Genomic DNA, 18,616 nt, shown 5'->3' on the forward strand with positions numbered 1-18,616 from the left:
CTCGTGTTGCACGGGGAGTACAAGGTTCCGGACGGGAAACTGGTGGCCGCCGATGTGGAGGTCGCCGACGGCAGGCTGAGCCAGGTGCGCATCAGCGGGGACTTCTTCCTCGAACCCGACGAGGCGCTCGACGAGATCAACCGGTCGATGCGCGGGGCCGCGGTGAACGCGGACGTGGACGCGCTGACCGCCCTGGTGCGCGACGGGATGGACCCGCAGGCGCGGATGGTCGGGTTCGGGCCGGAGTCGGTGGCCGTGGCGGTGCGGCGTGCCGTGACCGGGTCCACCGGATGGCGCGACCACGAGTGGAGGGTGATCCGGGAACGGCCCAGGTCGCCGTTGATGCACATGGCCCTGGACCAGGTGCTGGCCGAGGAGGTGGCCGCGGGGCGCCGGTCGCCGACGCTGCGGTTCTGGGAGTGGGCCGACCCGTCGGTGATCATCGGCAGTTTCCAGTCGGTGCGCAACGAGGTGGACATGCCCACCGCCGAGCACTACGGCATCGAGGTGGTGCGGCGGATCACCGGCGGAGGTGCGATGTTCGTCGAACCGGGCAACACGGTGACCTACTCGCTGTACGCGCCGAAGTCGCTGGTGGCGGGCATGTCGTTCGCCGACTCGTACGCGTTCCTGGACGACTGGGTGCTGGAAGTGCTGCGGGAGCTGGGGCTGAACGTGTGGTACCAGCCGCTGAACGACATCACCTCCGACGGGGGCAAGATCGGCGGTGCCGCGCAGAAGCGGGTCGCCGGGTCCGTGCTGCACCACGTGACGATGTCCTACGACGTGGACGTGGAAAAACTCGGCCAGGTGCTGCGCGTGGGCGGGGTGAAGCTGTCCGACAAGGGGGTCGGCAGCGTGGTCAAACGCGTCGACCCGCTGCGCCGTCAGACCGGTCTGGAGCGGCAGACGGTCATCGACCGGTTGGAGTCCGGCTTCCGCAGCCGCTACGGCCTGGTCGCCGACAGCGTCGGCGAGGACGAGCAGCGGCGCGCCGAGGACCTGATCGCCACCAAGTTCGCCACCTCGGAGTGGTTCCAGCGCGTCCCCTGAGCAGGGGCGTTCACGGCAGGGGCAGCGGCTCCGGAAGCCCGGCGGTCGCGCGGCTGCGTTTGCGCCGCAGCCACACCTTGCGGGACCCGTCGGAGTACAGCAGCACCCGGGACAGTTCCCAGCCGGCGAACTCCGCGTGGATGCTGAGCCTGGTCGCCGCGCTCAGCCGGGACACCCCGGCGGGCAGCCGCAGCGGGTAGTACTCCCAGTCGGGGTCGGACTCCGCGGTGCCGCTCGTGCTCATTTCCTCACCACCTGTAGTCCTTCACCGGCGGCCGAAGCGATGTAGCGGGTGCCGGTTTCCGGGTTCACCGCGACCGATTCGGGTTGGCGAACCGTGGGCACGCGGTGGCTCTGCTCGGCCTGTCCCGTGGCCGTGTCGTAGCCGACGAGCTCGTTGCGCGCGGTCAGCGTGACCCAGGCCAGGTCCTGGGCGGGATCGTAGGCGAGCCCGTAGGGGGAACCGCCCGCGGGGGAACGCTGCTTCATGATCAGCGGTTCGGTCGAAAACGCCATGATCTCCTCGCCTCGGGTGTCGACGACCAGCACCCGCCCGAACCTGTCGGTCACCGCGCGGGTGGCTCCCTCGCCGGCGCGCAGCGCGGGCTGCTTGTCCCCGGTGTCGATGTCGAGCGGGGTCAGGGAGGTGGTCAGCCGGTCCAGCACGACCACGGTCGAGCCCCGGCGGAGCAGCTCGTGGGCCCCGGGGAAGCCGTCGACGCGGCGTTGGATCTCGCCGTCGCGGAGGATGGCCACGTCCTTGGCCTGCGGGCGGGCGACGAAGAGCTTGTCGGCGACGGGCAGGGCGTCGACGGGCCCGCCGGACACGGCAGTGCGGTGCACCCGCCCGCTGGCCAGGTCGATCTCGGCGACCGCGTTGGCCGCGGGCAGCGCGGCCAGCAGGGCTTGCCCGCCCCGCACGGGGCGCAGCGAGGCGGCGGGGGCGGGCAGGTCGACGGTGCGGGGTGGTTGTTCGATGGCGCGGGTGTCGAACAGGGTGATGCTCGCGCGGTCCGCCCCGGCCAGGGCGAGGGTGTGCTGCTCGGGCAGCACGACCGTGTGGTCGGCGGGCGGGGCCGGCACCACCCGGCCTGCCGGTTCGGTCGTCGTGGGCGGGGAGGTGGCCGGCGTCGCGGCGGTGAGCTCGTCGGTGACCTGCAGAGGGCGTGAACCGCCGTCGCTGTCGGAGCAGCCGGCCAGCAGCGCCGAGGCGGCCAGGCACGCGGCGATGAGGCGTCGCAACGGCGACCTCCCTGGGAAGACGAGTCGGGGCGTCGGTGTCCGACGTCCCCGCCAGGATCGCGCATCGGCTCGGTGCCGTTGTGACCGGGTTTTGCCCCGCTCGAGCGGGGTCACAAGGCGCTGACGTCGTCGAGGGCGGCCTGGATGGCCGGCGGCAGGGTCACGTCCTCGCACTCGAGGCAGCTTTTGAGCTGTTCGGCGGTGCGGGCCCCGACCACGGGCGCGCCGACGCCGGGCCGGTCGCGTATCCAGGCCAGGGCCACCGCCGCGGGGGAGGTGCCGAGCCCGTCGGCGGCCGTGCTCAGCGCGTGCACGATGCGTCCGGCGCGGTGGGTGCGGTGGTGCTCGAGGTAGTCGGCCAGCTCGGGGTCGGCGGCTCGGGAGTCGGCGGGGGTTTCGTCGCGGTATTTGCCGGTCAGCACGCCACGGCCGAGTGGTGCCCAGGCCAGCAGGGACAGGTCGTGGTGGCGCGCGGCGGGCAGGATCTCGGTTTCGGGGTGGCGCTGCAGCAGCGAGTACTCGGTCTGGGCGCAGGCCAGGGGGATGCGCCCCGGCACGGTGCCCTGCAGGGCCGCGGCGGTGGCCAGCTGCCACCCGCTGTGGTTGGACACCCCGATGTAGCGGACTTTTCCGCTGGTGACCGCCGTGTCGAGCGTGTCGAGGGCCTCTTCGAGGGGAACGGATGGGTCCCAGCCGTGCAGCTGCCACAGGTCGATGTGGTCGATGCCCATGCGGCGCAGCGAGCCGTGCAGCGAGTCCAGCAGGGCCGCTCTGGAGGGGTGCGGGCCCGTGGTGGTGGCGATGAGCAGCTGCTCCCGCGCGACGTCGGTGCCCAGCAGTTCGCCGAGCATCGTCTCGCTGCGCCCGTGCTGGTATTCGGGGGAGGTGTCGACCAGGGTCCCGCCGGCGTGGTGGAAGGTGGCCAGTTGGGCGGCCGCCTCGGTGCTGTCGGTGCCGTGCCCCCAGTTCATGGTCCCCAGCGCGAGTCGTGACACGCGCAGACCGGTGTTGCCGAGTTGTCGATAGCGCACGGTGGCACAGCGTATTCGTTCCCGGAACGTCCCGCCGAGTTTCGGGGTGAACACACTCGGTCCGCAAATTTTGTGTCACGAATCACTCGTTCCCCCGTTGAGTGAGTCGAGCGTGTTCATGAGTGGCGCAACGTGTCCGCGAGGAGGGGGAGTCGACCACTGACCTGCCCAGTTGGGGTCGAATTCACCGCGGACGGCCCGCCCCCACGCCTGTTCGGGGCATGCTGCAAGATTTCCGGCCGAGAAGGCCGTACGTGGTGCTCCGGACGGAGCGCGATATTCGACTGTGCTGGAGTGGATTCCGTTGACGTGGTTGCAGGCCGTGGTGCTTGCCGTGGTGCAGGGTTTGACCGAGTTCTTGCCTGTTTCGTCCTCGGGGCACTTGCGGGTCGTCTCGCAGCTGCTGTTCAACGCCGACGCGGGCGCGTCGTTCACGGCGGTCACCCAGATCGGCACGGAACTGGCCGTGGTGATCTACTTCTTCGCCGACATCGCACGCCTGATCGCGACGTGGTTCCGCGGCATGGTCAATCCCGAGGTGCGCCGCACCCAGGATTATCGCCTGGCGTGGTACGTGATCGTGGGCAGCATCCCCATCGGGATCCTCGGTTTCTTCTTCCAGGACCTGATCCGGGGGGCGCTGCGCAGCCTGTGGATCACCGCGACAACGCTGATCGTGTTCGGCCTGCTGCTCGGGTTGGCCGAGCGTTACGGGCCCCAGCTGCGCAAGCAGGCCGAGCTGCGGCTCAGTGACGGTGTGCTCATGGGGCTGGCCCAGTCGCTGGCCCTGGTTCCCGGGGTGTCCCGCTCCGGCGGAACGATCACGGCCGGGCTGTCGTTGGGGCTGGACCGCCCCACCGCCGTGCGGTTCTCGTTCCTGCTGGCGATCCCGGCCGTGTTCGCGGCCGGGCTGCTGGAGCTGGGACACGTGTTCGACCCGGGCGGGGCGGGGCTGCAACCGAGCGGTCCGCAGATGCTCGTGGCCACTGTGCTGGCCGGGCTGGTGGGCTATGCCTGCATCGCCTGGCTGTTGAGGTACGTGGAAAAGCACAGCGTCTACCTGTTCGTCTGGTGGCGTGTGTTGGTCGGCCTCGCCGTGTACGTGCTGCTCGGTTTCGGTGTGCTGCAGGCATGACCGAGTGACGACCAAGTGGACGCGGGAAGGTGCCGCACCGGATGTCCGGTGCGGCACCTTTCGTACGTATGCTCGAGGCGTGGCGACGGTGATTTTGCTGCGACACGCGCGTTCGGCGGCCAACGGCGCGGGAACCCTGGCCGGACGAACTCCCGGTGTCGGTTTGGACGAGACGGGCCGAACCCAGGCCTCCGGGCTGGTCGATCGACTCCACCCCGTCCCGCTGCGGGCGGTGGTGGCCTCCCCGCTGCAACGATGCGTCGACACGGTCGCCGACCTGGCCGGTCGGCGCGCGCTGCCGGTGGACACCGACGAGGGGCTGTCCGAGGTCGACTACGGCGACTGGACCGGCCGCTCGTTGAAGGAGCTTTCCGAACAGCCCCAGTGGCGTGTGGTCCAGCAGCACCCCTCGGCGGCGGTGTTTCCCGGCGGCGAAGGGCTGGCCCAGATGCAGGCGCGGGCGGTGGCTGCCGTGCGCGCCCAGGACGCGCGGGTGACCGAGCAGCACGGGGCGCAGGCGGTGTGGCTGGCCTGCACGCACGGGGACGTGATCAAGGGGGTGCTGGCCGACGCGCTGGGGCTGCACCTGGACGGTTTCCAGCGGATCGTGGTCGAACCGTGCTCGTTCAGCGTGATCCGCTACACCGAGACCAGGCCGTTCGTGCTGCGGACCAACGACACCGGCACCGACCTGTCGGGGCTGGTTCCCGCCGAGAGCGAGGAGTCCGCCGACGAGGCCGTCGTGGGAGGTGCCCGGGGAAGGTGAACGCACCGTGCGGCCGTGCCGTGCACGACCTGCCCGCCTTCTTCGGCGGGGACTGGTCACTGCGGCGGGTGATCTCGGACCCGGACGGGGCCGGGCTGGGCGAGTTCGAGGGATCGGCCCGGTTCACCCCGGACGAGGACGTGCTGCGCTACGAGGAGCGGGGGACGCTGCGGCTGGGCGACTACCGCGGGCCCGCCTCCCGCGCGCTGCGCTACCACGTGACCGGCCCCGGCCAGGCTCACGTGTACTTCGACTACGGGGACTTCTTCCACGCCCTGGACCTGCGGGAAGGCCACTGCCGCGCCGAACACCCCTGCCGGGACGACCTGTACCGGGGTGAGTTCGGCGTTGTCGACCACGACACCTGGTGGCAGCGCTGGGTGGTCTCCGGGCCGACGAAGAACCACGTGCTGTACACCGAGTTCTCCCGGGAGGCCGCGCTCTCGACCCCGGAAGGGACCACGTGAGTGCCGCGGGAGTCGGTCGAACTCAGATCCGCCGCCGAACTCGAGGCCATGCGTGAGGCGGGTCGGGCCGTGGCCGCGGCGCTGAACACCGTCACCACGCGGATCACCCGCTCGGCCACCGGCGTCGAGCTGGAGACCACCGCCCGCGCGGCGCTGGCCGAGCACGACGCACGCCCCGCCTTCGGCGGCGCGCGGCAGTCCGCCTCGTGCGGGCGGGCACTGGCCGTGTCCCGCCAACAGGTCGTCGGCGGGCGCGCTCCGGACGGCACCGGGTTCGCACCGGGCGAGCTGGTCACCGTGGAGTGCGCGGCCAGCGTGGACGGCTGGTGCGCCTGGTCCGCGGTCACCGAGACCGTCGACGCCGAGGACGAGCCCGCGCGACGTTCGGCCGGTACTGCCCGGGAGGCGCTGCGCGGCGCCGCCTCCGCGGCCACGGCGGGCAACCGGCTGGGAGACCTGTCCCACGCGCTCGGTCTGGTGGTGCGCGGAGCCGGCTACGGCATGCCCGTCTCCTGCGGCCACGGCATCGGACGCGCCCTGCGGGAACCTCCCGCGCTGCCACCGCCCGGCAAACGGGGCGAAGGGCTGCTGCTGCGCCCGGGCACGGTGGTGACGATCGTGGCGGCGCTGGCCGAAGGGGGAAGCGACGGCATCCGGCACGGTCCCGGTGGAGCGGTGGAAACCGAGGACGGCAGCCGCTGCTTCCTGCTCGGCGAGACGCTCGCGGTCACCGCACAGGGCCCGTGGATCCTGACGGTGCCCTGACCACGGCGTGGTCACCGTGGTGACCGGTACGGTGCTCGTGGCGGAACCGGAAGAACGGAGCGAGCAGGGTCGATGTCACAGGAGGAGGACACCGCGCGTCTGGTTCACGACGTGCTCGGTGCGGACGTCGTCGGGATCTACCGGCACGGCTCCGCGGTGCTCGACGGGCTGCGCCCGCACAGTGATCTCGACCTGCTCGTTGTCTCTCGTCAGCGTATGACGTGGCAGCAGCGGCGGGCACTCGTCGACGGTTTGCTGTGGAGATCCGGTGCTGTCGGGCGGTCCGGTTCTGCTCGGCCGGTGGAGTTGACGGTCACCGTCGAGAGCGAGCTGAAGCCGTGGCGCTACCCGCCGCGCTGCGAGTTCCAGTACGGGGAGTGGTTACGCGCGGAGTTCGAAAGCGGGGAACTCCCTGCACCGGTGACCAGCCCCGACCTGGCCCCGCTGGTGACGATGGTACTGCTCGGTGATGCCGCGGTGTACGGTCCTTCACCGGGACTGGTGCTCGATCCCGTGCCGCACGAGGATCTCGTTCACGCGTTCGCCGCCGCCGTTCCGGAGCTGCTCGACGAGCTGTGGTCCGACACACGCAACGTGGTGCTGACGCTGGCACGTATCTGGTCCACCCTCGTAACGGGAGTGATCAGTTCCAAGGACGTGGCTGCGGACTGGGCTCTCCGCCGTCTCCCGGAGGAGCACCGCCCCGTGCTCGAGCACGCGCGAGCCGTCTACCTCGCGCAGCAGGAGCAGAACTGGGACGACACGACGTGGCGGGTCCGTTCCTGTGCCGAGTACCTTGTCGAAGCTATCCGGGAGCTGCTCGCGCACGACGGCTACGAGTCCCCCGCTGTGTCCACCCCATCACCCCCGCCCTCTGGCTGATCCCGCGGACACCGGCGGACGAGATGCTCGATCCCGTGCTCACGCACGTCGTGGGCACCGGGACAGCTGTTGCGTTCAGGCCTTCGGCCAGCTGCTCGTCGCTCATGTCGAGGTGGGGCGGATGGCTGATCACCACATGGCTTTCCGGCGCGATGCGGTCGCGGTCGTGGGCCAACACCGTGGCCGCATCAGACTCGGTGCGAACGGCGGCACTCCCACGGTTAGCAGCTCAACGGGACAGGACAGGCCGAGGAAGGTCCTGTTGCAGCGTGCGTAGTGCTTGCCGGTCCGCCACGAAATTCGCCGATTCGACGAGTTCGTTGGTCCACGTGCACCTCTCGTCCGGGGGGACGTTGCCCCGAAGCCTCCGCGGAAGGCGCTCGGGGAGGATGTTGTTCGATTTTTCCCGTTTCCCCGTTTCCGGCGAGTGTTTCGACGTCCTGCGACGTGGAACCGGTCGGGGACGTCGCGGGAGAGCGCGGCGATGTTTCGCTCGACGCCGCCCGTTTTGGTTCTTTCGTGGGACTGATGATGTTGATGACGTCACTTTTGTGGGTGGGCACGGGCGTTTGCCGTGCGCGGGGCGGAATAATCGAAACGAAAGTGGCGACGAATGCCAAATTTTTCTCGAATGACGCTGCGAGGAAGTATGCCCCGCCATTTCGCGTTCATGGCGCCGCCCTTCGACGGGCATGTGAACCCGAACCTGCCGCTGGTGGAGGAGCTGAACAAGCGCGGTCACCGCGTCAGCTACGCCACCGGAAACCGCAAGTTGGAAACCGTGCGGGCCAGCGGTGCTCAAGGCGTCGACGCCGGCATGGATCTCGCCCCGCCCACGCAGTCGTTCGACCGGATGACTCCGGAGATGCTGGCGGAGATGATGGGCTATCTCCTCGAGCACGTGCGTGAGTCCTTCCCCGCGCTGCGCAGGCACTTCACCGAGGATCCCCCCGACGTGGTGTGCTACGACATGATGATGATGGCCGGCCCGATGCTGGCCGAGGTGCTCGGCGTTGCCGGGGTGTCGCTGGTGCCCAACTTCGCCGCGAACGAGCACTTCTCACTGCTGCGGACCTTCCTGCCCGAGGACTTCGACACCGAGCACCCCGCGCTGCGCGAAGTGGAACGCGAACGCGCCGAACTGGCCGAGCAGCTCGGAGTCTCCCCGCCGGAGTCGGCGTTCTCCGCGAAACCGGCCGATTTGAACCTGGTGTCCGTTCCCCGCCAGTTCCAGCCCGCTGCCGAGACCTTCGACGACCGCTTCCGGTTCCTGGGGCCTTCGCTCGGCAGCAGGGCCACGCGGGAGTCGTTCACCCCGCAGGACCCGCAGGCGCCGCTGCTGTTCATCTCCCTGGGCACCGCGTTCAACGACCGGCCGGACTTCTACCGCCAGTGCCTGGAGGCCTTCTCCGAGGGACCGTGGCAGGTGGCGATGTCGGTCGGCGAGCGGCTGGATCCGGACGAGCTGGGCCCGTTGCCGGACAACTTCGACGTGCGCTCCCGCTTCCCGCAGCCCGCCGTGCTCGAGCACGCCGATGTGTTCCTGTCACACACGGGGATGAACTCCACGATGGAGTCGCTGTATCACGGTGTCCCGCTGGTGGCCTACCCGCAGATGCCGGAGCAGCGGGCCAACGCCGAACGGGCCGAGCAGCTCGGGCTGGCCCGGGTCCTTCCCGACGAGGTGACCCCGGAACTGCTGCGCAAGACGGTCGATGACGTCGCCGGTGACGAGCGGATGCGGGCGGTGGCCTCGGCGACGAGTTTCGGGGTCCGCAGCGGTGGTGGCGCGGTGGCCGGTGCCGACGCGCTGGAGGCACACCTGGCGAGCTGAAGCGCGCTCGCCTTCGGTCACGCCCAGCCGGCCGAACGGGCCACGGCTGCGGTCAGGCTCGTGACCACGATGCCGAGCCCGACCGGCAGCAGCGTGGCCACGGTCGTCCACTTCACGCTCCGCGTCTCGTGCCAGATGGTGAGGATGGTGGTGCCGCACGGGTTGTGCAGCAGGCTGAACAGCATCAGGTTGACGGCTGTGAGCAGGGTCCAGCCTCCCGCCTGCACGAGCACGATCCGGGTTTCGGCCGTGCCCAACTCGAGCAGGACCCCGCTGTCGGCGCCGAACAGGCCGGGGCCGAGGGTCAGCGTCAGCATCAGGATGGTGGGAATGATGATCTCGTTGGCGGGGATGGCCACGACGTAGGCCAGCAGGATGATGCCGTTGAGCCCCATCAACCACCCCAGCGGGGCGAGCAGCGCAGCGAGGTGACCGGCCAGGCTCGTCCCGACCAGGGTGACGTTGCTGATCCCCCAGATGGCCGCCCCCGCGGGGGCGGCCATGGTCACCGCTCTGCGCAGCACCTTCAGGGTTCGGCCGATGAGGCTGGTGTAGAGGGTCCGCCAGATCCTGGGAGGTCGGTACGGGGGCAGTTCCAGCGAGTACACCGAAGTCTCCCCGCGCAGCACCGTTTTCGACAGCGCCCAGGACACCAGCAGTGTGACCAGCACTCCGAGGAAGGCCACGGTCACGACGCTGCCCGCGGCGACCACCCCCGCGAAGGCGGGCGGGACCAGTTTCCCGAGGAAGACGGTGCCCAGCAGGATGAGCACGGGCCAGCGCCCGTTGCAGATGCTGAAGTTGTTGGTGATGATGGCGATCAGCCGTTCGCGTCGGCTGTCGATGATCCTGGTGGCGGTCACTCCGGCCGCGTTGCAGCCGTATCCCATCATCATGGACAGAGCCTGCTTGCCGTGCGCCCCGGAGCCCGCGAAGAGCCTGTCCAGGTTGAACGCCACTCTGGGCAGGTAGCCGAAGTCCTCGAGGATCGTGAACAGCGGGAAGAAGATCGCCATGGGCGGCAGCATCACGGCCACGACCCAGGCGGTGGACAGATACACCCCGTCCAGTAGCAGTCCCGTCAGCCACCCGGGGAGGTGCAGCGGCGCCGCGAGCCGCGTCAACCACTCGTGGCCGTGCTCGACGAGCAGTGTGGACAGCAGTCCGGAGGGGGCTGCCGCTCCGGCGATGGTGAACCAGAAGACCCCGAACAGCAGCACCCCCATGACCACGAACCCCCACACGCGGTGGGTCAATGCCCTGTCGAGCAGTTTGTCCCAGGTCGCTCGAGCGGGGCCGTCCCGGCGGGAGAGGGTGGTGGAGGCGATGTGGGAGGCCTCGGCGTAGAGGGACTCGACGATTCCGTCCCGGAAGTCCTCGTCCAGCCCGGCACGCAGGCGCGCCGCCTCGTCGAGGATCGGCGAGCGGGTCATGGCGTGGTCCCGCCCGAAGACGCCGCGAGCGCGGCGGCGGACAGTTCCCTCAGCGTGCCGTCGGTGACCGCACGTTCGATCCGGGAGTCGGCTTCGAGCAGCCGCAGGGCGATCCACCTGGTGTTGGCCACCCCGGGGAACTCCCTTTCGAGCTGTTCGGCCAGCCGGCCCACCGCCTGTTCGAGCCGCTCGTCGCGGTGCCGGACCCGCCTGCCCCCGTTGGCGATCGCCCCCGAGGTCACCTGCTCCACCACCTCCAGCAGATCCGTCATGCCGGTGCCGCGGCGCGCCACCATCGGGACCACGGGCACCCCCAGTTCCCGGGCCAGGTGTCTCGAGTCCACCGCCAGCCCGTTGCGCTCGGCCTCGTCGACGAGGTTGAGGGCGCATACCACACGGTCGGTGATCTGCAGGATTTGCAGCACGAGGTTGAGGTTGCGTTCCAGCCGTGTCGCGTCGACGACCACCACGGTCACGTCGGGACGGCCGAACAGCAGGAAGTCGCGGGCGACGTCCTCGTCGTGGCTGGTGGACAGCAGCGAGTACGTGCCGGGCAGGTCGACGAGCTTGTAGCGGCGCCGACGGTACTCGAAACTGCCCTCCGCCCTGTCCACGGTTTTGCCCGACCAGTTGCCGACGTGCCGGCGCAACCCGGTCAGCGCGTTGAACACCGTGCTCTTGCCGGTGTTGGGATTCCCGGCCACCGCGGCGACGAAGTCGTCCCCTCCTGCGGGGTCCACACCCAGCTTGCGCAGATTGGAGGCGTTGTTGAGCACGCAGTCGCCGCAGGCGGGAGAGGTGCTGACCGAGGAGTCCGCCGCGGTCACGTCGGCTCCTCCTCGTGGAGGTCGACGTGGACCCGGTGGGCTTGTCCGCTCCGCAGCACGAGCAGACCGTCCCGAACCCGGTAGGCCGCGGGGTCGCCGAGCGGGCTGACGCGGTCGACCGAGACCGTGGTGCCGACGAGCAGCCCCATGTCCATCAGGCGTCGCCGTTCGGCGCCCTCGAGCTCCAGTGCGGTCACGGTGGCCGTTTGTCCCCGATGAAGCCGGTCCAGGGTGGTCGACATCTTCCGAACCCCCGCGCCGCTGATCTGCCGTCTGCACAACCGATTTTTAGGCTACCCAGCAAAGTCTGCTTCGGCACGTCGTCAAAACCGGTTCGGAGCGGCGGAGCGTGCTGCCTCCGGCCAGGGGCGGTTGCCGTGCACCCGGCCGCTGGTGGGAGCGGCCCGTGGCGAGGCGGGGTCAGCGACGGATTCGAGTCGGGTGTTCGCCGTCCGGGCCGTCCGGGAGCAGGTGGTCGCAGGCAGGTCACCACAGGCTCATGTGGTGCAACCGCGGCCACAGCTGCGACCAGGGTTCCTTCGGGTCGCTTGCCACCCAGATGCGCATGTCCTCGTAGTAGGTGGCCGAGGCGAGGTCGGTTTCGACGGTGTCGACCTTGCGGACGTCGCCGAACCACTTCTCCAACTGCCCGCGGTCGGCGCCGAGGTAGACGACGCGTTCGACGTCGTCGGCGGGGCGGTCGAAGTACCAGAAACCCCGGCTCGTGCTGTACACATCGGACAGCCCGTGCTCGGGGCCGAAGTGGTGCAGCGCGCTCGCCGACCAGTAGTCGCGGGTGACCACGGCGGTGGGAGTCTCCCCCGGCAGGGCGTGATACTGCTCGGCGATCTGGGCGGTGATCTGCTGCCAGCCCAGACTGGCCGTGGCCACGACGTTGCGCGGACTGATCTCCGAGACCGGGGCGATCGGCAGCGTGTTGATCGCCCCCTGGGCGCCCAGGGCGTAGCTAAGGGCCACCGCGAGCGTCCAGCCGCGGAACAACCAGCGATAGGTGACGGTGTCCGGACGCTGCTGCCACCAGTGCTGCACGACCACGGCGGCGGCGGCGAACAGCACCGCGTAGCAACCGGCCAGGTAGTAGGGGCGTCCGCTGCTCAACGCGAACAGCGCGGTCAGGGCCACGACGGTGACCCCGAGGAACCGGTAGGCACGCAGATGCCGCCGGAACAGCAGCCCGTACAGCCCCACGACCGTCAACACGCCCCCGACCGGTCCGACCTGGGTGAACAACACGCGCAGGAACGAAGCGGGCCCACCGGTCTCGGAGTCGACCACCTCGGCCATGTCCAGCTGGGGCCAGCCGTTGTCGATCTGCCACAGCAGACCGGGCAGCGCCGACAGCACCGACAGCAGCCCGGCCACCCACAAACCGGGCCGCAGCGGCAGCCGCCGCGGCCCGAAGACCACGGCGGCCGGAACCAGCACCAGCCACAACGCGGGCACGAGCAGCTTGAACTGCAACGTCACAGCGGTGATCAGCCCGGCAGCGATCAGCAGCAGGTCGCCGGACTCGCCCTGCTGGTACTTGCGCGTCCACCGGACCAGCAGCCACAGGATCCAGGCCCACAGAGCCTGATCGAACGAGTAGGTGACCAGCAGGTGCGCCGAGCCCACGAAGTGGGGCGCCAGCATGCAGGCACCGGCGACGCAGGTCTGCGCGAGCCGTTTTCCGCCGAGTTCCCGGGTGGTCAGCGCCGCGACGACGATGTATCCGGTGGTGACCAGTAGTGAGGGCAGGCGGAGCGCGACCAGCGAGTCGGGAAACAGCGTCTGCATGGCGCGCGCGACCAGCGGCACCCCCGGGGGCTGGTCCACGTACCCCGGGGCGAGGTGGTCGCCCGCGGCGAGGAAGTACAGCTCGTCGCCGAAGTAGCCGTACCGGGAGGCCACCAGCATCCCGACGGTGAAGAAGCCGACAGCGAGCACTGCGATCGGTACCCAGGCGAACCGGGGGAGTGCGGCGGAGTCGCCTTGGTGCGCTTGCCGGGGAGAGGTACCGACGGGCGCCGGCGGTGCTGTGGACATCACGCTCCGAAGGTCGAATGGTGAACAGCGTTCGGCACGCGGTCCGAGACGCGCTGCGGCGCCCCGGCGCGGTGCGGGGCGGAGAAGTCTCGGCGTCAGCGTTTCTTCGGTGCGGGGTCCTTGCGCAGCAGATCGGGCCCGAGGATGCGGCGAACGACGCGGCGCGCCAGGCTGCGCCGCTTCGGACGTTCCGCTGCGGAGGTGGCCGCCGTGTCCGGAGTGCGCGTGGTTCGTTCCGCGGCCGCAGGTTCCGGCCCCGACGTGTGGTGCTCGGTGGGCGCGGTCACACTCGTGAGGGCCTCCAGCGAGCTGTCCTCGGGGCCGTCCTCAGCGGGGGGAGCCGAGGTGGCCGGTTCCGGGTTCAGCTTCTTGGCGAACTCCGGGGGCTGCTCGCGGATGGCCGGGATGAACGGCTGGGTGACTTCGAGCCGTTCGCCCAACGGTGCCGGGGTGAGCGGTTGGTCCGGAGGGATGAGTTCACCCTCGATGCGGGTGGTCAACGGTCCGGCATCGTTCGAGAAGTCGCTGTGCGGTTGTTCGGTTGGCGCCAGTGGCTGGAACCAGGGTCGAGCACGGTCGTCTTGAAGTGTCATCCGTATCGACTCGTGATAGGAGCAAACGGCCAAGTCCCACCGGAGGGTGAAACCCGTCCGGCGAGACAGAGCCTACCGGTAACGCTGCGATTAAGCACCACCCGCCACGCCCCCGCGGCGAAACCGCGGAGCACACGGGGGGTTCCCGAATTCGTCACATCCCGGCTGCGCTGCTGCCGAACTCGGACAGCGGGGCGGGGAGTTGCTGCCGTGGCACGCCTCGCCCGGAAGTGTCGGATTCGTCCTTTGTGTTCGCGAGAGTGCGTAGCGTGCCCATCATGCGCCGTCCGGCCGGTTCTCGGGAAGGAGTTCACGGCAGGGTGGCCATGGCGTCGACTTCGACCAGCTGGTCGTCGTAGCCGAGCAGACTCACACCGAGCAGCGTGGCGGGAGGATCGTGGGAGCCGAATTCGTCACGTACCGCGCTCCACGCGGTACGCAGCCGTTCGCGGTCCCGAGTGGCGACGTAGACGGTGCACCGCACCACGTGGTCGAGGTCGGTTTCGGCCTCGCGCAGGGTCACCGCCAGATTGCGCACGCACTGCCGGGCCTGCCCGGCGGGGTCGTCGACGCACACGGTCGCACCGTGCTCGTCCAGCGGGCAGGCCCCGGCCGTGAGCACGAGCGGGCCGTTCGCACGGGCGGCGTAGGCGTAGTCGACCGAAGCGGTCAACTCCGCGCTGCGGACCAGCCGGGGACGTGACTCTCGCATCCGAGCAGGATAGTCGCCGCCGCGGTTGCCCGGAAGGGAGAACCGGGAGCTTCCGTGACCGCCTTTTCTCGGCTGCGGTGCCGCGAACGAGGCGGCCTCTGCTGCGTTCCCCGGGGAACGCAGCAGAGGAAAACGGGAGTCTCCGCGGCATCCGGGCAGGGAGCGTCGCGGCGAGCGCGAGGCACCCCCAGAAGCCTCACGTTCGCCGCGACCGACTCTATACTGAATATATTAAGCAATCAACATCGTCCCGCCACCGGGGGCGTCTTCCGCGCGGGGTCGGTCCTGGTGGCGGCTGCCGCACGTTTGTGACCTGGGACATGGTCGCACCGTGTTATTCTTGCGAGACCAGGCGATATCGGCTCGCACAAGCTCTGTTCGAAAGGACGTTCGGAAAGTGCGCGCGCGCGACGAGAACGCGACGAACGAGTCCAGCACACTGGCCAAACGGCTGCGCGCGCTCTTCGACACCGTGCGTTACCGCGACAGGCGCGGAAAGTGGAAGCCCTACAGCACGAAATTCGCCGCCGAGTCGATCAGTGCTGATCCCGAACACGCGACCACGATCGGGGCCAACTACCTCGACGGTTTACGCAACGGCAGGCACACCAATCCGTCCGCGGATGTGCTGCGGGCCATCGCGAAGTTCTTCAACGACCGGCGCCACTCCGAGACCGCACCGGTGACGGTGGACTACCTGCTCGGCTCGGAAAGCGACGCCGACCGCGTCCTGCGGGCGAAGCTGCAGGAGCACCGGGTGCGGGCCATAGCCATGCGTGCGGGGGAGCTCGACGCCGGGCTGCAGGATCAGGTGCTGGACATGCTGGACATGCTCGACGAGCCCCCGGAACAGCGCAGGCAGCGCTCGGACTGAGTGCCGGTGAACGACGCTCCCGGCGGGGCGCCGTCGCACCGGCGGAGGCAGCGGGGTAGAAGTCCGGCTTCTCGGCCGTGCCGGTTCGCTCGGTTCGGACACGGTGGGGCCCACGCGTCCTCGGTTGTCGGGGTCCGGTGGTTGCCCACTGTGCTGACGTGTTCGGGCCGTGTCCGTCGCACCGATCTCGTCGTGCCGACGCACTGGGCGCGGCATTCGAAAGCGTCCACCACTTTCGAATGCGGCTTCGACGCAGCAGAATTTTCGGGACGGACGGGGCGACATTATCAGCGCAAAAAACGGGAGCAAAGTCGCTCGAAAGTGGAGCTTTTGTCGTCGTGGTCCGGTGGTCAAGCGTGAGAATCACCGTTTTGTCCGCTTGTTTCGAACGTTGTGTGGTCGACAATACGCCTTTCGGTGATTGTTGGCGAACGAATGCGTGATGTCCGAAGGTGGAAGTGGCATCGCTGACGGTGTGCTGCAGCGATGACGCATCGGCCGATGCTGGCACGATCGGGTATTTCCGTGGAGGAGTTGCCAAAAAATAATTGCCGGATATTAGTGTCGGAAGGGGCTTTCGAGTAGTGGGAGCCGGGATGTCGGTAATTCCGAACGTGTGTCGGCAGAGGCGACGACGGTGAGAGGTCGACGCCGGAGAGGACGAAGCGGTGAAGTGGAATCTGCGGCTCGTGGCGGCGCACCGCGGCATCTGGAAAGCCGGTGAACTGCAGAGTCTGCTGGCCGAACACGGGTTGCACGTCTCCGCGGGGAAACTGTCGGGGCTGTGGTCCGGGACACCGATCAGTCTGAAATTGTCCGATTTGGATGTCATCTGCAGTGCCCTGGACTGCGAGATCGGGGAGTTGTTGACCCCGGAAACCGGCAGATCCAGCACGGAAGGAACCACCCGCGCCGGTCAGGACCCCGCTCACCTGAACCAGGGGGAGGGACGTGCATGAACCTCTACCTCAGTGGTTCGCTGTGGGGGTGCGCCGCCGCCGTCACTGCCGGGCTCGTCGGCTACTTGCTGCGCGAGTTCGGGACGGCCGAGAGACGTCCGGGCAGCACACCCACCAGCACCAAGCGGCAGTGGGTGCTGACCACGCCGTTGCTGGTGATCGGGGCGAGCGCGGCGGCACGGCGGCTGCGCTGACCCCTCGACGCCCCGCGGTCCCCCTGTAGCGTGAAAATGCAGCCGCACCTCCCCCTGCGGTGCGACACTGCTCGTCGGCGGTGCTGCTCACGTGAAGCTCCCCGTGGCCCACCTTGCGGACACGACGACGCCGGCGAGGAGAGAACATGGCAGAACCGGGGCTTCCCCACAGGTTCGTTCCGACCTCGACCTCGTGGACCAACGCCCACTGCGGCTGGGTCCTCGGGTTCGCCCAGGAGAACGCCACCACCCGAGCGGCCCTGCTGCACACCGTCAACGGTGGATTGACCTGGCGACGGCGGGCAGCCCCGGAGGTGACGGTGACCCCGTTCTCCGGGCACGTCCGAGTGCACGCGGCCAACGAGGAGGACGTGCTGGTCACCAACGGCGAAACCGTGCTGGCCACGCACGACGCCGCGGAGAGCTGGCACCGGGTCGAGCTCGCCGACACGCGGCCGCAGATTCTCGTCGGGGCCGTGGACTCCGGATCGAGCACCGCCTACGCCGTGATCACCTCGGGACCCGACGAGGACAGACGGACCCGGCTGTTCAGCTCCCCGGTGTCCGAGACGCGCTGGGAGCCGGTGCCGGGACTGGAAATCCCCGGGCCGAGCGGCGGCTCGGTGGTCGTCTCCGAGGAGGCGGCTTTCGTGACCCTCGGCGGTGGCGAGGCAGCGGGACGTTACTGGATCACCGAGGACGGTCGACACTGGCAGGAGAAGGCGCCACCGTGTTCCGAGGTGCACATGGCCCCCAGGCTCGCGCTGCCGCCCGGGGACTCCGCCGCGGTGTTCGCGGTGTGCGGCTACCAGGCGGACCAGCCTCCCGGGCACACCTACAAGGACCTGAAGTGCTCGGTCAACGGCGCCCCGTTCGAGACGCTCGGACGGGCTCCCGCACCCGGGACCACACGCGGTCTCGCCGTGCCCACGCCGTTCTCGGCGCTGCTGAGTTCCGTGGGAGGTGGATTCGGTTTCCTGTTCCGGTCCACCGACGCGGGCGACAGCTGGGAAACGGCGCTGCGTCGGGAGCCGCCCTCGCTGCTCGATCTGGACTTTCAGGACCCCGTGCGCGGAGTGGTCGTCCACGGTTCCGGCACGGGGGAACACGGGGTGGTGCTGCGCACCGTCGACGGCGGGGCCAGTTGGCAGGAGCTGCCGCTGGAGTAGGGGAACGCACCGCTCGCTGCGGGGCAGCAGTGCGTCACTCCGCCGCTCCGGTGGTGCCCGGTTTGTGCGCCGAGCGCGAGTCCAGTTCCGCGGTCAGTCGTTCCAGCGCGGGCACGGCCCGGGCCAGGGCGTCGCGGTCCTCGTCGGAGAGACCGGACATCGCCTGTTCCAGCGTGGTCCTGCTGGCCGCGTCGTAACGGTGCAGCAGTTGCTGTGCGGTGGTGGTTACCGACAGGTTCACGGTGCGCAGGTCGTTGGGCGAGGTCTGCCGGTCGATCAGTCCGGCAGCGCTCATCGTCCGCACGAGATTGCTGACCGTGGCGGGGGAGGTGCGCAGCCGTTCCGCTGCCGCTTTGGTGCCCATGGGGCCTTCGGCGGCCAGCGCGCGCAGCAGTTCGATCTGGGCTTCGGGCAGGTCGGGCAGGTCCTCGGCGGCTCTGGTGGAACGCAGCACGGCTCTGCGCAGGGGACCGAGCAGGCGACTGAGCGAGGTGGCGATGTCCATCGGTCCATCGTGCCACATCTAGTTTTGTGACAAAACTATTTTGCTGCAAGTAGAACTGTGGGCCAGATCGTCTCGAGCGAGTCTAGCTGTCTTGCGGAAGCCTCCTCGCGGCGCGTCCCCGTTCGCCGT

General features: G+C 69.3%; 21 protein-coding genes. 11 read left to right on the plus strand and 10 right to left on the minus strand.

All coding sequences use genetic code 11. The annotated features are described in order from the left end of the window. The first annotated feature begins 6 nt into the window (after nucleotides 1-6). A complete protein-coding gene (locus tag G9Q41_RS00780) occupies nucleotides 7-1,053 on the plus strand; it encodes a biotin/lipoate A/B protein ligase family protein (RefSeq protein WP_165631728.1) in 1,047 nt (348 codons plus the stop codon). A 10-nt stretch (nucleotides 1,054-1,063) separates the two neighbouring features. On the opposite strand, the gene G9Q41_RS00785 is transcribed toward G9Q41_RS00780, so the two are convergent. The 3 genes from G9Q41_RS00785 to G9Q41_RS00795 form a co-directional block, all read right to left on the minus strand. Next, nucleotides 1,064-1,297 carry a DUF5703 family protein gene (locus G9Q41_RS00785; RefSeq protein ID WP_092521657.1) on the minus strand — a complete coding sequence of 78 codons (234 nt, stop codon included), beginning with the start codon at nucleotides 1,295-1,297 and terminating at the stop codon, nucleotides 1,064-1,066. After that, nucleotides 1,294-2,295, minus strand: coding sequence for a hypothetical protein (locus G9Q41_RS00790; protein WP_165631598.1), 1,002 nt, complete (start codon nucleotides 2,293-2,295; stop codon nucleotides 1,294-1,296). The genes G9Q41_RS00785 and G9Q41_RS00790 overlap by 4 nt, the downstream gene beginning before the upstream one ends. Before the next feature lie 110 nt (nucleotides 2,296-2,405). Continuing rightward, the gene (locus tag G9Q41_RS00795; RefSeq protein WP_092522737.1) at nucleotides 2,406-3,326 is read right to left on the minus strand and encodes an aldo/keto reductase; all 921 of its coding nucleotides are present in this window, start codon (nucleotides 3,324-3,326) and stop codon (nucleotides 2,406-2,408) included. Nucleotides 3,327-3,612: 286 nt separating this feature from the next. Between G9Q41_RS00795 and G9Q41_RS00800 the strand changes: the two genes are divergently transcribed. The 6 genes from G9Q41_RS00800 (at nucleotide 3,613) to G9Q41_RS00825 (ending at nucleotide 9,175) form a co-directional block, all read left to right on the plus strand. Next, nucleotides 3,613-4,461, plus strand: coding sequence for an undecaprenyl-diphosphate phosphatase (locus G9Q41_RS00800; protein ID WP_217637729.1), 849 nt, complete (start codon nucleotides 3,613-3,615; stop codon nucleotides 4,459-4,461). A 79-nt stretch (nucleotides 4,462-4,540) separates the two neighbouring features. After that, nucleotides 4,541-5,227: a histidine phosphatase family protein gene (locus tag G9Q41_RS00805; RefSeq protein WP_092521655.1), complete on the plus strand. Its 687-nt coding sequence runs from the start codon at nucleotides 4,541-4,543 to the stop codon at nucleotides 5,225-5,227. Then, nucleotides 5,224-5,694: a DUF6314 family protein gene (locus G9Q41_RS00810; protein WP_347567447.1), complete on the plus strand. Its 471-nt coding sequence runs from the start codon at nucleotides 5,224-5,226 to the stop codon at nucleotides 5,692-5,694. Before G9Q41_RS00805 ends, G9Q41_RS00810 begins: the two co-directional genes overlap by 4 nt. 48 nt (nucleotides 5,695-5,742) lie before the next feature. After that, on the plus strand, nucleotides 5,743-6,459 hold the full coding sequence (locus G9Q41_RS00815) for a M24 family metallopeptidase (RefSeq protein WP_207630422.1): 717 nt from the start codon (nucleotides 5,743-5,745) through the stop codon (nucleotides 6,457-6,459). A 72-nt stretch (nucleotides 6,460-6,531) separates the two neighbouring features. Further along, nucleotides 6,532-7,341 (plus strand): aminoglycoside adenylyltransferase family protein, encoded by an 810-nt coding sequence (locus G9Q41_RS00820; protein ID WP_165631596.1) that lies wholly within the window; start codon nucleotides 6,532-6,534, stop codon nucleotides 7,339-7,341. A 649-nt stretch (nucleotides 7,342-7,990) separates the two neighbouring features. Continuing rightward, a complete protein-coding gene (locus G9Q41_RS00825; RefSeq protein WP_092521652.1) occupies nucleotides 7,991-9,175 on the plus strand; it encodes a macrolide family glycosyltransferase in 1,185 nt (394 codons plus the stop codon). Nucleotides 9,176-9,192: 17 nt separating this feature from the next. On the opposite strand, the gene G9Q41_RS00830 is transcribed toward G9Q41_RS00825, so the two are convergent. From G9Q41_RS00830 to G9Q41_RS00855, 6 genes are all read right to left on the minus strand, one after another. Next, on the minus strand, nucleotides 9,193-10,608 hold the full coding sequence (locus G9Q41_RS00830; RefSeq protein WP_165631595.1) for a ferrous iron transporter B: 1,416 nt from the start codon (nucleotides 10,606-10,608) through the stop codon (nucleotides 9,193-9,195). Further along, nucleotides 10,605-11,435 (minus strand): FeoB small GTPase domain-containing protein, encoded by an 831-nt coding sequence (locus tag G9Q41_RS00835; RefSeq protein WP_092521650.1) that lies wholly within the window; start codon nucleotides 11,433-11,435, stop codon nucleotides 10,605-10,607. Before G9Q41_RS00835 ends, G9Q41_RS00830 begins: the two co-directional genes overlap by 4 nt. Continuing rightward, nucleotides 11,432-11,677, minus strand: a complete 246-nt coding sequence (locus G9Q41_RS00840; RefSeq protein ID WP_092522730.1) for a FeoA family protein — start codon at nucleotides 11,675-11,677, stop codon at nucleotides 11,432-11,434. Before G9Q41_RS00840 ends, G9Q41_RS00835 begins: the two co-directional genes overlap by 4 nt. Nucleotides 11,678-11,921: 244 nt before the next feature. Further along, nucleotides 11,922-13,382 carry a glycosyltransferase family 39 protein gene (locus tag G9Q41_RS00845; protein ID WP_347567446.1) on the minus strand — a complete coding sequence of 487 codons (1,461 nt, stop codon included), beginning with the start codon at nucleotides 13,380-13,382 and terminating at the stop codon, nucleotides 11,922-11,924. A gap of 194 nt (nucleotides 13,383-13,576) precedes the next feature. Next, nucleotides 13,577-13,981: a hypothetical protein gene (locus G9Q41_RS00850; protein WP_242686997.1), complete on the minus strand. Its 405-nt coding sequence runs from the start codon at nucleotides 13,979-13,981 to the stop codon at nucleotides 13,577-13,579. Nucleotides 13,982-14,384: 403 nt separating this feature from the next. After that, nucleotides 14,385-14,786, minus strand: coding sequence for a RidA family protein (locus G9Q41_RS00855; protein ID WP_165631592.1), 402 nt, complete (start codon nucleotides 14,784-14,786; stop codon nucleotides 14,385-14,387). 397 nt (nucleotides 14,787-15,183) lie between these two features. Between G9Q41_RS00855 and G9Q41_RS00860 the strand changes: the two genes are divergently transcribed. The 4 genes from G9Q41_RS00860 (at nucleotide 15,184) to G9Q41_RS00875 (ending at nucleotide 17,982) form a co-directional block, all read left to right on the plus strand. Next, nucleotides 15,184-15,660 carry a hypothetical protein gene (locus tag G9Q41_RS00860; protein WP_092521646.1) on the plus strand — a complete coding sequence of 159 codons (477 nt, stop codon included), beginning with the start codon at nucleotides 15,184-15,186 and terminating at the stop codon, nucleotides 15,658-15,660. A gap of 668 nt (nucleotides 15,661-16,328) precedes the next feature. After that, nucleotides 16,329-16,619: a helix-turn-helix transcriptional regulator gene (locus tag G9Q41_RS00865; protein ID WP_092521645.1), complete on the plus strand. Its 291-nt coding sequence runs from the start codon at nucleotides 16,329-16,331 to the stop codon at nucleotides 16,617-16,619. After that, nucleotides 16,616-16,813, plus strand: coding sequence for a hypothetical protein (locus tag G9Q41_RS00870; protein ID WP_165631591.1), 198 nt, complete (start codon nucleotides 16,616-16,618; stop codon nucleotides 16,811-16,813). Before G9Q41_RS00865 ends, G9Q41_RS00870 begins: the two co-directional genes overlap by 4 nt. A 146-nt stretch (nucleotides 16,814-16,959) precedes the next feature. Further along, a complete protein-coding gene (locus tag G9Q41_RS00875; RefSeq protein ID WP_165631590.1) occupies nucleotides 16,960-17,982 on the plus strand; it encodes a hypothetical protein in 1,023 nt (340 codons plus the stop codon). Nucleotides 17,983-18,016: 34 nt separating this feature from the next. Here G9Q41_RS00875 and G9Q41_RS00880 read toward each other — a convergent pair whose 3' ends face one another. Beyond that, entirely contained in the window at nucleotides 18,017-18,487 is a 471-nt protein-coding gene (locus tag G9Q41_RS00880) for a MarR family transcriptional regulator (RefSeq protein WP_092521643.1), read from the minus strand. Nucleotides 18,488-18,616: the final 129 nt, after the last annotated feature.

It is taken from the genome of Actinopolyspora sp. BKK2, from assembly GCF_011291845.1.
GTDB lineage: Bacteria > Actinomycetota > Actinomycetes > Mycobacteriales > Pseudonocardiaceae > Actinopolyspora > Actinopolyspora saharensis.